13 protein-coding genes are annotated in these 13,042 nt (G+C 54.5%); 12 read left to right on the top strand and 1 reads right to left on the bottom strand.

The features are described from left to right. The first annotated feature begins 53 nt into the window (after nucleotides 1-53). From PMI41_RS12475 to PMI41_RS12465, 3 genes are all read left to right on the top strand, one after another. Nucleotides 54-962: a DnaJ C-terminal domain-containing protein gene (locus PMI41_RS12475; RefSeq protein ID WP_008125270.1), complete on the top strand. Its 909-nt coding sequence runs from the start codon at nucleotides 54-56 to the stop codon at nucleotides 960-962. A gap of 91 nt (nucleotides 963-1,053) precedes the next feature. Then, on the top strand, nucleotides 1,054-1,872 hold the full coding sequence (fabI, locus tag PMI41_RS12470; protein ID WP_008125268.1) for an enoyl-ACP reductase FabI: 819 nt from the start codon (nucleotides 1,054-1,056) through the stop codon (nucleotides 1,870-1,872). Between the two features lie 13 nt (nucleotides 1,873-1,885). Beyond that, nucleotides 1,886-2,476 (top strand): histidine phosphatase family protein, encoded by a 591-nt coding sequence (locus PMI41_RS12465; RefSeq protein WP_040854790.1) that lies wholly within the window; start codon nucleotides 1,886-1,888, stop codon nucleotides 2,474-2,476. Between the two features lie 7 nt (nucleotides 2,477-2,483). Here PMI41_RS12465 and PMI41_RS12460 read toward each other — a convergent pair whose 3' ends face one another. After that, the gene (locus PMI41_RS12460) at nucleotides 2,484-2,738 is read right to left on the bottom strand and encodes a DUF1344 domain-containing protein (RefSeq protein ID WP_008125264.1); all 255 of its coding nucleotides are present in this window, start codon (nucleotides 2,736-2,738) and stop codon (nucleotides 2,484-2,486) included. Between the two features lie 167 nt (nucleotides 2,739-2,905). Here PMI41_RS12460 and aroC point away from each other — a divergent pair, with 167 nt between their 5' ends. The 9 genes from aroC to PMI41_RS12415 all read left to right on the top strand — a co-directional run bounded on the left by aroC (nucleotide 2,906) and on the right by PMI41_RS12415 (nucleotide 12,777). Further along, on the top strand, nucleotides 2,906-4,000 hold the full coding sequence (gene aroC / locus PMI41_RS12455) for a chorismate synthase (RefSeq protein WP_008125263.1): 1,095 nt from the start codon (nucleotides 2,906-2,908) through the stop codon (nucleotides 3,998-4,000). 15 nt (nucleotides 4,001-4,015) lie between these two features. Next, on the top strand, nucleotides 4,016-5,119 hold the full coding sequence (gene ribB, locus PMI41_RS12450) for a 3,4-dihydroxy-2-butanone-4-phosphate synthase (protein ID WP_008125260.1): 1,104 nt from the start codon (nucleotides 4,016-4,018) through the stop codon (nucleotides 5,117-5,119). A 99-nt stretch (nucleotides 5,120-5,218) separates the two neighbouring features. After that, nucleotides 5,219-6,502, top strand: a complete 1,284-nt coding sequence (locus PMI41_RS12445) for a cystathionine gamma-synthase family protein (RefSeq protein ID WP_008125258.1) — start codon at nucleotides 5,219-5,221, stop codon at nucleotides 6,500-6,502. 89 nt (nucleotides 6,503-6,591) lie between these two features. Beyond that, on the top strand, nucleotides 6,592-7,518 hold the full coding sequence (locus tag PMI41_RS12440) for a histone deacetylase family protein (protein WP_008125257.1): 927 nt from the start codon (nucleotides 6,592-6,594) through the stop codon (nucleotides 7,516-7,518). Between the two features lie 3 nt (nucleotides 7,519-7,521). Further along, nucleotides 7,522-7,776: an exodeoxyribonuclease VII small subunit gene (locus PMI41_RS12435; protein ID WP_008125256.1), complete on the top strand. Its 255-nt coding sequence runs from the start codon at nucleotides 7,522-7,524 to the stop codon at nucleotides 7,774-7,776. A 71-nt stretch (nucleotides 7,777-7,847) separates the two neighbouring features. Continuing rightward, nucleotides 7,848-8,771, top strand: a complete 924-nt coding sequence (locus PMI41_RS12430; RefSeq protein WP_008125255.1) for a pirin family protein — start codon at nucleotides 7,848-7,850, stop codon at nucleotides 8,769-8,771. Nucleotides 8,772-8,871: 100 nt separating this feature from the next. Further along, nucleotides 8,872-10,791, top strand: coding sequence for a 1-deoxy-D-xylulose-5-phosphate synthase (gene dxs / locus PMI41_RS12425; RefSeq protein WP_008125254.1), 1,920 nt, complete (start codon nucleotides 8,872-8,874; stop codon nucleotides 10,789-10,791). Nucleotides 10,792-10,800: 9 nt separating this feature from the next. Continuing rightward, on the top strand, nucleotides 10,801-11,535 hold the full coding sequence (locus PMI41_RS12420) for a TlyA family RNA methyltransferase (protein WP_008125253.1): 735 nt from the start codon (nucleotides 10,801-10,803) through the stop codon (nucleotides 11,533-11,535). Between the two features lie 12 nt (nucleotides 11,536-11,547). Next, the gene (locus tag PMI41_RS12415) at nucleotides 11,548-12,777 is read left to right on the top strand and encodes a class I SAM-dependent RNA methyltransferase (RefSeq protein ID WP_008125252.1); all 1,230 of its coding nucleotides are present in this window, start codon (nucleotides 11,548-11,550) and stop codon (nucleotides 12,775-12,777) included. Nucleotides 12,778-13,042: the final 265 nt, after the last annotated feature.

The raw sequence follows: 13,042 nt of genomic DNA, 5'->3' as shown, positions 1-13,042 counted from the left end.
AGGCAAAAAGCAATCTGACAACCTGTTCGCATGTCGCGAGGAAAGGCACTCACATGCGCGATCCGTATACCGTGCTGGGCGTCGCCAAAACGGCAAAACCAGACGAAATAAAATCGGCGTTTCGCAAACTCGCCAAAAAGTACCATCCCGACCAAAATCAGGACGATCCAAAGGCGCAGGCAAAATTCTCTGAAATTAATCAGGCTTATGAAATCGTCGGCGACAAGGATCGCCGGGGTCAGTTTGATCGCGGCGAGATTGACAATGAAGGCAAGCAGCGCGCTCCGCAGGGATTCGAGGGATTCTCGGGCGGCGGTGGCGATCCATTTGCAGGTTTCGGTGGCCGGCAACGTCCGGGCAACTTCGAATTTCGCAGCGGCACTTCCGGTTTCGGAGCAGAAGATATTCTGAGTAGCCTTTTTGGTGAGACTGCCGGCATGGGTGGTGCGCGCCGCGGGAGCACGCGCAAGGGCGCTGATCTTCAGGCCACGATTGATGTGACACTGGAACAGGCCGCAGGTGCTGACAAGGTTGAAGCGGTTTTTCCGAATGGCAAACGCTTGGCCATCAAGCTGCCCGCACAAGTTGAAAATGGACAAACGATTCGCCTTAAAGGACAGGGTGAGGCTGTTCCGGGCGGGACATCGGGTGACGCTTTGGTCACAGTCCGCTTCAAACCGCACGCTAAATTTCGCGTAGAGGGTCGAGACCTCCATGTGGAGTTGCCCGTAAGTTTGCGCGACGCGGCACTCGGTTCGAGACAGGAAGTTGAAACTTTAAGTGGTCGCGTAGCGATGAAAATTGCGCCTTGGACTAGTTCTGACCGCGTTTTAAGGCTCAAAGGCAAGGGTTTGCCCAAAAAACCTGACAGCCACGGTGACCTTTTTGCGCATGTCCGGATCATGCTTCCAGAGGAGGGCGATCCGGCGTTGGAGGCATTTTTACGCCAATCTGACGTCTGAAAAACCAAATCCGGGGTGACAGTGTGCTTGAAGCCCGGCGCGGGCTGTGCGATACCGCAAAACAATCATAAGTCTCATGAAGGGTTGGTATATGACCGCCAAAACTGGTTTGATGCAGGGTAAACGCGGCCTGATAATGGGTGTCGCCAACAATCGGTCGATCGCCTGGGGTATCGCCAAGGCAGCACACGATGCCGGCGCCGAACTTGCGTTCACCTATCAGGGCGATGCGCTGAAGAAGCGTGTCGAGCCGCTTGCACAGGAGCTGGATGCTTTCTTGTGCGGCCATTGCGACGTTTCGGACGCATCGACAATTGATGCGTGTTTTGAAGCGCTCGAAAAGCATTGGGGCAAGATTGACTTTCTGGTTCACGCGATTGGTTTCTCCGACAAGGATGAACTGACTGGCCGTTATGTCGACACGTCGGAAGCAAATTTCACCAAGACCATGCTGATCTCGGTTTACTCGCTCACGGCAGTTGCCAAACGTGCTGAGAAGTTGATGACCGATGGTGGCTCTATTCTTACGCTGACTTATTACGGCGCAGAGAAAGTCATGCCGAATTACAATGTCATGGGCGTTGCAAAAGCGGCTCTCGAAGCAAGTGTAAAATATCTGGCTGTCGACCTTGGCCCGGACAATATTCGCGTCAACGCGATTTCCGCTGGTCCAATCAAGACACTGGCTGCATCCGGCATAGGCGACTTCCGCTACATCCTCAAATGGAACGAATACAACGCACCGTTGCGCCGTACCGTCACAATTGAAGAAGTTGGCGATGCGGGGCTCTATTTCCTCTCGGATTTGTCGCGCTCTGTCACGGGCGAGATACATCATGCTGATAGCGGGTATCATGTGGTTGGCATGAAGGCCGTCGATGCTCCGGACATATCAGTCGTCAAGGATTAATCCCAAAGTGAATTTGCCTGACACGATTATCTATTTCTCGCGTCATGGCGAGACGGACTGGAATGTGTCTGAACGCATTCAGGGCCAGGAAAACATCGACATCAATGCGCGCGGCCGTGCTCAGGCCGACCGCAATGGCGATCTGATGAAATCCCTTATCGGTGACGGCGAGGGGTTTGATTTCGTGGCCAGTCCTTTGCGGCGTACGCGGGAAACGATGGAGCGCATACGCACTCGAATGGGTGTGGATCCCCATGCTTACCGGACTGACCCACGGCTCATGGAAGTGAGCTTTGGAGACTGGCAGGGCTTCATGATTGAAGATATCGCTGCCAAGACTCCGGAACTGGTCGAGGCGAGGGCGCGTGACAAATGGAACTTCGTTCCACCGGGCGCCACGGCTGAAAGCTATGCAATCCTCGGAAAACGGGTTGCCAGCTGGTTATCCGAAGTAAAAGGGCCGACCGTCTGCGTCACCCATGGCGGCTGCCTGCGAACCATCTTCCAGATGATCAATGGTCTTGATGGACACGACGCTGCAAACCTTGCCATTACGCAAGATCATATTCTCCGGCTTGAAAACGGTAAGCTGACCTGGATGTAACAATCGTTTAGTCGGTTGTTTCTTCAATATCAGTGATGAAACGTTCCTTGTTCACCACGTCAAACATCACAGTCACTTTCATGCCCTGTTCGATGACACTCAGATCAAACTCGCCCGGCAATTTATAAACCTTGCCATCGTCCAGTGTGATCGTGGAATTGTCTTCGTCGATTTTGGTGATCGTTCCTTGGGCATCGTCGGCCAGCGCGCCAACTGGAAACAGGGAAGCGACGAACATGAATGCTGCAACGAAGAAGCGCATTTGAGATTTCCTTCAAATCAATATCGACCGGTCAATCAGTCAAGTTAGACCGTTCATTTGTGGCAAAACAATTGCTTTTTTTGTCATGAATGAAGGAATTTCAGAGACGGGTTTGACCGCAGGTGTAAACGCTCATAAAACCCCCTGATAAAAAGACGGGTAGGCTCATGTCGCATAATACATTCGGTCATCTTTTTCGGGTTACTACTTGGGGTGAAAGCCACGGAATTGCACTTGGTTGTGTCGTGGATGGATGTCCCCCCGGCATTGCTTTTACCGAAGCCGAAATTCAGGCTTATCTTGACAAGCGCAAACCTGGGCAATCGAAATATACGACGCAGCGCCGCGAACCCGATCAGGTGCGTGTGCTTTCCGGTGTGATGCTTCAGGACGACGGCGTCACGATGATTTCGACCGGTACGCCCATATCGATGATGATCGAGAATACCGATCAGCGCTCGAAGGATTATGGGGATATCGCCCGGCAATATCGGCCCGGCCATGCCGATTATACCTATGACGTCAAATATGGCATTCGCGACTATCGCGGTGGCGGGCGCTCGTCCGCGCGCGAAACTGCGGCACGCGTCGCTGCCGGAGCGATCGCCCGTAAAGTCGTTCCCGGACTTGTCGTTCGCGGTGCGCTGGTCAAAATGGGCGTCCATTCGATAGATCACAGCCGCTGGGACTGGGAAGAAATCGACAATAACCCCTTCTTCACGCCAGACCCCGGTTCGGTGGATACATTCGCCGCTTATCTTGACGGTATTCGCAAGGCTGGCTCGTCCATTGGTGCAGTCATTGAGGTGATAGCAGAAAACGTACCCGCAGGTCTTGGCGCGCCCGTCTATGCAAAGCTTGATCAGGATATTGCCAGCTATCTCATGTCGATCAACGCAGTCAAAGGCGTCGAGATCGGAGATGGTTTTCATGCGGCAACGCTGACCGGCGAGGAAAACGCTGATGAAATGCGTATGGGCAATGATGGTAATCCCATTTTTCTTTCAAACCACGCAGGCGGCATTCTTGGTGGTATCTCCAGCGGTGCACCAATCGTCGCTCGTTTTGCAGTGAAACCAACATCATCGATTCTCACACCTCGCCAAAGCATTGATGCCGAGGGCAAGCAGGTGGATGTGATGACCAAGGGCAGGCACGATCCTTGCGTTGGCATACGGGCAGTCCCAATCGGCGAGGCGATGGTTGCTTGTGCAATTGCAGATCATTATCTCAGACATCGCGGCCAGACCGGCCGCATTTAATCAAAGGATTGGTCCATGGCCTATAATCAGAAGCGGGTCGTCGATGCACTTCGTGCCTTCGAACGTGGTGAAATTGTCGTTGTCATGGATGATGACGGTCGCGAAAATGAAGGTGATTTGATCGTTGCCGCAGTTCACTGCACGCCGGAAAAGATGGCGTTCATCGTGCGTCATACATCGGGCATCGTTTGCACGCCAATGACCAGGGAACATGCCAAGCGTCTGAATCTTGCGCCCATGGTAGCCGATAATGATGCGCCGCACTCCACGGCCTTTACCGTAACGGTCGATTATAAGCACGGCACGACGACCGGCATTTCTGCCGAAGATCGCACGCTGACTGCCCGCAATCTGGCAAACCCCAATGCGGGCGCTGTGGATTTCGTCCGGCCGGGCCACATCTTCCCATTGGTAGCGCGTGAAGGCGGTGTCTTGATGCGTTCCGGGCATACGGAAGCTGCAGTGGATTTGTGTAAACTTGCCGGTCTGCCGCCCGTGGGCGTAATCTGTGAATTGGTGAACGATGATGGAACCGTGATGCGCGGACCACAGGTTTCGAGCTTTGCCGAAACACATAATCTGCAACAGGTTACGGTCGCTGATCTCATTGCCTACCGCCAGCGCAAGGAAACGCTGATCGAACGTATTGGCGAATACGAAATCGATACTTGTGCAGGAACTGCAAAAGCCATCACCTATGCACTCCCATGGGAGCCTATGCACCACGCCGCCATCGTTTATGGAGATATTCGCGATGGCGAAGACGTGCCTGTCCGCCTGCAGCGCGAAGATGTGCTCAGTGATGTTTTCGGCACGCGCAACACGCTGGATAGCATCATGAAGCGCATTGCCGAGGAGAAGCGCGGAGTGATTGTTTATCTGCGCGAGGGCTCTGTCGGGGTTGGGCGTGAAGATGATCGCAATCGTGCTTCGCTGCAAGAGCGCGAGGCCCATGCGGAAGCGCGCGTGCGTGACGAAGAATGGCGGCAGATTGGTCTTGGTGCGCAGATATTGAAAGATCTGGGAATAACATCGATCCGGCTTCTGGCCTCGCGTGAGCGCCATTATGTAGGGCTCGAAGGCTTTGGCATCCAGATCACCAAAACCGATATCATTTAAACTTTCGTAGAATTGCGAAGCTGGCAGCATATTTGCAAGGAATAGTCGCCAGCTTTGCTATAACCTCGCCGCGAACGCCACGCTTAGCGAGGAAGCATTATGACTGCACCACATCCTTCAAAGACCCGTATCGGTAATCACGAATTGCATCCGGAAACCCTGATGCTGAACTACGGGTATGATCCAGAATTGTCCGAAGGGGCGGTGAAGCCGCCCGTATTCCTCACATCCACATTTGTCTTCAAGTCAGCAGAAGAGGGGCGGGACTTTTTTGATTTCGTCTCAGGCCGGCGCGAACCGCCAGCAGGTACTGGTGCGGGTCTGGTCTACTCTCGTTTCAACCATCCCAATAGCGAGATTGTCGAAGACCGGCTTGCTGTCTACGAGCGTACGGAAAGCTGCGCATTGTTTTCGTCCGGCATGTCGGCAATAGCGACAACTTTGTTGGCCTTTGTCCGTCCAGGGGATGCAGTCTTGCACTCACAACCGCTTTATGGCGGTACGGAAACTCTGCTTGCCAAGACCTTCCTGAATATGGGCGTCGCTGCTGTCGGCTTTGCGGACGGTGTCAACGAAGCGTCAGTTCAAAGCGCGGCGGATGAAGCTATGAAAAAGGGACGGGTTTCGGTCATTCTCATCGAGACTCCCGCCAATCCCACCAACAGCCTCGTCGACGTTGCGATGATCCGCCGTATTGCAGAAGTGATTGGGCAGCAGCAGGGGCACCGTCCTGTCATCGCCTGCGACAATACTTTGCTCGGCCCGGTGTTTCAGCGTCCAATCGAACATGGCGCAGACATTTCACTTTACTCGTTGACCAAATATGTCGGCGGCCATTCTGATCTTATCGCAGGCGCTGCCCTCGGCTCCAAAGCAGTCATGAAACAGGTGAAGGCCCTACGTGGTGCCATCGGCACGCAGCTTGATCCGCACTCCTGCTGGATGTTGGGTCGTTCGCTTGAAACCCTCAGCATCCGCATGGAAAAAGCCAATACCAATGCGCTGGCAATCGCTGACTTTTTGCGCGATCACCCCAAGGTCGAGAAAATTCACTATCTGCCCTACCATGACCCGTCATCGCCGCTGGGTAAAACCTTTGCCGCACAATGCACGGGTGCTGGCTCGACATTCTCGTTTGATATTCGCGGCGGGCAGCCAGCAGCTTTTAAATTTCTCAACGCATTGCAGATATTGAAGCTGGCGGTCAGTCTTGGCGGTACGGAATCGCTGGCCAGTCATCCGGCAACCATGACTCATTCCGGCGTGCCGCTTGATGTCCGCCAGCGTATTGGGGTGCTCGATTCAACTATCCGCTTGTCCATCGGCATTGAGCACCCAGACGACCTGATTGCGGATCTGGCTCACGCGTTGGAACAGGCCTGAAAAATAAAACTCGCAGTTTGGTACTTGTATAGTTGAGAGGGGCTGTGCAGATTTGCATGGCCCCTTCGTATTTGTTGCCGGGAGTGCTCATGGTCACACGTCTCTATACCCACCCAATCTATCTTGAACATCTGACGCCTGCGGGACATCCCGAACGGCCAGATCGCTTGCGTGCACTCGGCAAGGTTTTGAGTGATAGCGCGTTTGACGGATTGGACCGGGTCCAAGCTCCGATGGGTGATGAAGCGACCATTCTTTATGCTCATCCCGAATCCTATTTGGAACGTGTACGTGCGACGATACCGGAAGCGGGGCTAACGAGGGTTGATTCGGATACAACCGTCAGCCCAAAAAGCTGGCAAGCCGCCCTTACGGCCATCGGGGCTGCAAACGCGGCTGTTGATGATGTTTTTACAGGTAAGGCAGACAGCGTATTTGTGGCATCAAGACCACCGGGTCATCACGCTGAACGTGACAAGGCCATGGGTTTCTGCCTGTTCAACAATGCCGCAATTGCCGCCCGTCACGCGCAAAAGTTGCATGGGGTCGAGCGGGTCGCTATTGTCGATTGGGATGTGCACCATGGCAATGGTACGCAGGACATCTTCTGGGAAGACCCGTCCGTGCTGTATTGTTCTACGCATCAGATGCCGCTCTATCCGGGTTCAGGTGCCAAAAGTGAAACGGGTGCGGGTAATATCGTCAATGCGCCACTTGATCCGGACACTGGCAGTGATCACTTCCGCGAGGCGTTCAACACTCGTATTCTGCCATCGCTCGACGCTTTCCAGCCCGAGCTGATCATTATCTCTGCTGGCTTTGATGCACATCATCGCGATCCATTGGCAGAAATAAATCTGAATGAGGATGATTTTGACTGGGCAACCGGCAAGCTGATGGAAAGAGCTGGGAGCTACGCATCAAACCGGCTTGTCAGCCTTCTTGAAGGCGGGTACGACCTCAAGGGTATGTCGCTCTCAGCGGGTGCTCATATCAAACGCTTGATGGAAGGATGACCAATGGCCGATACACCCAATAACTCCGATATCGCTGCCATGAGCTTCGAACAGGCGCTCGATCAGCTTGAAAAGATTGTTGATGATCTGGAGCGCGGCGATGTTCCGCTGGAACAATCGATCCGTATCTATGAGCGCGGCGAAGCCCTCAAAAAGCATTGCGATGCGTTGCTGAAATCCGCTGAAGACAAGGTGGAGAAGATCAAGCTGGGCCGCGATGGCCAGCCTGTAGGAACCGAGCCGCTCGATCCGGAGTGACATCAGGGCGCTCTGTTCAGCTTGTCCGTCTGCGGTTATGGTAAGGCTTCAACAGTCTGGAGCTGTGCCTTATGAGCTTTTTCCCCGGCAACGATCCCGAACCCGGCGATGCCATCGCCGTCGATTCTATCGAAACGCTGATCATACCGCGCACCAGTGATATTGGCGGGTTGGAAGTACGCCGCGCGCTGCCCACGGCAAAGCGCCGTCTGGTCGGGCCATTCATATTTTTTGACCGCATGGGCCCGGCGATTCTGCGCCCAACCGATCCGCTGGATGTCCGTCCGCATCCTCATATCGGCTTGTCGACCGTAACGTACCTGTTCGATGGCAATATACGCCACCGCGACAGTCTGGGAACGGAAATGGTCATCAAGCCCGGCGACGTGAATCTGATGACAGCCGGTCGGGGGATCGTTCACTCCGAGCGTTCCCCGGAAGAATTGCGCACCCAGCCATTGCCCATCTCGGGTTTGCAAACGTGGCTTGCGCTGCCGGATCATCTGGAAGAGATTGATCCAACCTTTGCAAATACGGAAGCAGGCCTACTGCCAACATTGGAAGAGGCAGGCTTTAACGGGCGCGTCGTCATGGGTGAGTTCCACGGCGCAAGCTCTAAGGTAAAACAGCATGCGGAAACGCTTTATGTGGATATTCGCCTGCAGCCCGGCGCGCATATCCAGATACCTGCACATGCTGCAGAAGAGCGCGCCATTTACACACTGGATGGACCGGTTGAGATTGCAGGCCAGATTTTTCCTGCAGATCGCCTCCTGGCGTTCCGGCCCGGCGACGAAATTATTATCTCTGCACCCGAAGGCGCACACTTCATGCTTTTCGGCGGCGCCACCTTGTCCTCGAAGCGGTATATCTGGTGGAATTTTGTCTCCTCTTCAAAAGAACGTATCGAGCAGGCGAAAGAGGAATGGCGGACTGGCCGCTTTGATATCGTGCCCGGCGACGAGGAAGAGTTTATACCCTTGCCTGAAAATTGACGTGAGCTGTCGTTAACCCGTCTGCTTGCCGGTCTCTGAAAATTGCTCTAGGACAACGCCCATCCGGTAGACTTTAGAATTTGAAACTGGAATTTGGATAGTGAACAAGAAGCCTGAAACGCCACTGTTGGATCGTGTGAATATTCCCTCGGAGCTACGAGCTTTGCCGGAATCCGATCTGCCACAACTGGCGCAAGAGCTTCGGACAGAGCTGATCGACGCGGTATCGACAACTGGCGGGCATCTTGGTGCCGGGCTGGGCGTTGTCGAACTGACGGTTGCCTTGCACCATGTTTTCGACACGCCGCATGATCGCATTATCTGGGATGTTGGTCATCAGGCTTATCCGCACAAGATTTTGACCGGCCGCCGTGAGCGTATTCGTACCTTGCGACAGGAGGGTGGTCTTTCCGGTTTCACCAAGCGCAGCGAAAGTGACTACGATCCTTTCGGGGCCGCGCATTCCTCGACTTCGATTTCAGCTGGGCTTGGCATGGCCGTCGCAAGTGATCTTGCCGGCATCAAGCGCAATGTCGTCTCTGTGATTGGTGATGGAGCTATGTCAGCAGGCATGGCCTATGAGGCGATGAATAATGCGGGTGCACTGGACGCGCGGCTTATCGTGATCCTCAATGATAATGATATGTCTATCGCGCCGCCCACGGGAGCCATGAGTGCCTATCTGGCGCGGCTCGTTTCAGGCAAAGCTTATCGTTCGTTCCGCGAAACAGCAAAGCAGCTAGCCAAGAAATTGCCAAAATTTCTGCAGGAAAAGGCGCGGCGCTCGGAAGAATATGCCCGTGCCTTCTGGACTGGCGGCACCATGTTTGAAGAGCTGGGATTTTACTATGTAGGTCCTATCGATGGTCACAATCTGGACCATCTTTTGCCGGTGCTGAAGAATGTGCGTGACACCATGGATGGCCCTGTCCTTATTCATGTGGTGACACAGAAAGGCAAAGGATACGCTCCTGCCGAAGCATCTGCGGATAAATATCACGGTGTAAACAAGTTCGATGTGATCACCGGCGCGCAGGCAAAACCACCTGCAAATGCGCCAAGCTATACCAAGATTTTTGCGACCAGCCTGATAGAAGAAGCGCGCCATGATGACAGGATCGTCGCTGTCACTGCCGCCATGCCGGGGGGCACGGGACTTGATTTGTTTGGTGAAGTCTTTCCCGACCGCACATTTGATGTGGGGATTGCAGAACAGCACGCGGTTACTTTTGCCGCCGGACTTGCCAGCGAGGGGCTGAAGCCTTTCGCGGCAATCTACTCTACCTTCCTGCAGCGTGGTTACGATCAGGTCGTGCACGATGTATCCCTGCAAAACCTGCCGGTACGTTTTCCGATTGACCGCGCAGGACTTGTCGGTGCAGACGGAGCAACGCATGCGGGTTCGTTTGATACGGGCTTTCTTGCAGCCCTTCCAGGATTTGTTGTCATGGCGGCCTCGGATGAAGCCGAGCTGCGTCACATGGTGCGTACCGCAGCTGAATATGATGCAGGTCCGATTTCCTTCCGTTATCCGCGCGGTGATGGAATTGGCATTGAACTGCCTGAACGCGGGAGCATTCTCGAAATTGGCAAGGGACGCACCGTCCGTGAGGGCAGCAAAGTTGCTCTATTGTCATTTGGTACGCGTTTGGCCGAATGTCTGACAGCCGCTGATGAGCTCAGCGCGTCAGGTCTTTCCACAACTGTGGCTGATGCACGCTTCGCAAAGCCGCTGGACGAGGATTTGATACGCCGTCTAGCTCGTGAACACGAAGTGTTGGTGACTGTGGAAGAAGGAGCTATTGGTGGTTTTGCTTCCCACGTCCTCCATTTCCTCAGTCGCGATGGTCTTCTTGACCATGGCCTGCGTGTCCGCACACTGGTGCTTCCGGATATTTATCTGGATCATGCCAAGCCAGAGGTTCTTTATGCTCGTGCTGGTCTCGACAGTGCCGGCATAGTTCAAGCGGTGTTTGGGGCGCTCGGACGGGATTATATGGTTGCGCCGGCCCGTGCCTGAGATCGGCTGATGCGGCTCGATCAACTTCTCGTCGAAAAGGGCCTTTTTGCCACGCGCTCGCGGGCACGGGATGCAATTGTGCGCGGTACCGTAAAGGTTGATGGAGCTGTATTCACCAAGCCCGGCGCTCCGATTGCGGAGACGGCAGCGATCGCCGTGGACGATCCTGCAAGCGCCTATGTTTCCCGCGCCGCCTTGAAACTCATTGCAGGACTGGATCAGTTTGCGATCAAGGTTACAGGAACGGCTTTGGACATCGGTGCGTCAACTGGTGGTTTCACGCAGGTTTTGCTTGAACGAGGTGCGCAACATGTGATTGCGGTTGATGTAGGGTCTGGTCAATTGCATCAAACCCTTCAGGCTGAGCCGCGAGTTACCAACCTTGAAAATCTCAATGCGCGTACCCTGACGCGTGATCATCTGGTTGGGATGCCAGTGAGCCTTGTGGTTTCCGATGTGAGCTTCATTTCTCTGAAGCTGGCCTTACCACCCGCACTCGAATTGGCAGAAAAAGGTGCTCATTGTGTGCTGCTGGTCAAGCCGCAATTCGAAGCTGGACGGGAGGCAATTGGCAAGGGCGGCATTTTGCGCAATCCAGAGGATGGGATTCGCGTTGCAAATGATCTAAGAGACTGGCTGGATCAATTGCCGGGCTGGGAAGCACTAGGGCTTTGCCCTTCACCCATAGAGGGTGGTGACGGCAATCGCGAATTTCTTCTTGCCGGCATTAAAAGCAAAAACTGAAAAGACATATCAATGAGCACGCGCGTAATAATTGAACGGATGGGCGCCGGTGGCGATGGCATTGCTGCCACGGCTGCTGGAAGCGCTTATGTGCCCTTTTCGCTGCCGGGTGAGGTCGCCAATGTAGCGCTTGAAAATGGCCGTGCGACGATGATGGCGCTTCTGGAGCCTTCGCCGGAGCGTGTTGCTCCTTCGTGCCGGCACTTCGAGGAGTGCGGCGGGTGCACATTGCAGCATTGGCAGGATAGCGCCTATCAGGAATGGAAAAGATCGCTGGTTCAGGATGCGCTGGGCGGCAGGGGACTGGTTTTCAAGCTTGATCCCTTGGTGCCATGCCTTCCGGAAACGCGTCGCCGCACCGTTTTTGCAGTGCGCACCAGCGAGCGGGGAGCCGTGCTCGGCTTCAACAGGCATCTCAGCCACGAACTTATCGATATTGCCGAATGTCCGATTACCGTGCCGGAAATCGTTTCCCGTCTTGATGATTTGCGAGACCTTGTGGCAGTTTTGGGCGGAGGAATGAAGCCGTTCAAGCTGACGGTGACATCGACTGCGTCCGGGCTCGACATCACCGCATCCGGATGTGGTGCCCCTGACGCTGCTAAGCGGCAGGCTCTGACGGCACTGGTAATCAAAAAAGGTTTTGCACGGCTCTCTTTCGAAGGGGAGATCATCGTTGAACCTAGAAAGCCACTTGTACACTTTGGCAAAGTGCCGGTCTTTCTACCGCCGGGCGGCTTCCTGCAGGCGACTGCGGATGCGGAAGAGGCCATGTGCGATCTGGTGACAGCACATCTCGCCAAAGCCAAGAAGACGCTGGATTTGTTTTGCGGCTCGGGCACTTTTGCATTCAGAATCGCTGAAAAATCTTCCGTTCACGCTGTCGAAAATGATCAGGGTGCTGTTGCAGCGATTGATCGCAGTGTGCGGTATGTGCAGGGATTGAAGCCGGTCAGCGTGGAGCGACGCGATTTGTTCCGCAGACCTTTTTTGGCGCGAGAACTTGCGCCGTTTAATGGTCTTGTTTTTGATCCCCCGCGCGCCGGTGCTGAAGCACAGGCAATCGAGATCGCGAAATCGTCTGTTTCAAAAGTGGCCGCTGTTTCCTGCAATCCCGTTACGCTGGCCCGTGATCTGAGCATCCTCGTCAAAGGCGGGTACAAGATCGATCGCGTTGTGCCAATCGATCAGTTCCTCTGGTCATCGCACGTAGAAGCCGTGGCATTGCTCAGTAAAAAGTAGGTATATGCCCTATGGATGGTCTGCCCTTCGACCAGTTTAGGCGGGTTCGCATTTCTTTGGTGCGTGGTTCGCCCTTCGACAAGCTCAGGAGGGCTCACCATGAGGAAGGTATGTCGATTGCATAGATTGTCGCCACCGTTGCAAATCGGGTCTCCCTGCCCCCATCCCACCCTCCTCATGGTGAGCCCTCCTGAGCTTGTCGAAGGGCGAACCGCGCATAACAGTCGTCCTGAAATAAATCACGAAACTTATCCAACAGCTTTGG

The organism is Phyllobacterium sp. YR531 (assembly GCF_000282595.1).
Lineage (GTDB): Bacteria > Pseudomonadota > Alphaproteobacteria > Rhizobiales > Rhizobiaceae > Phyllobacterium.
This window is presented reverse-complemented; position numbering and strand designations above follow the sequence as displayed.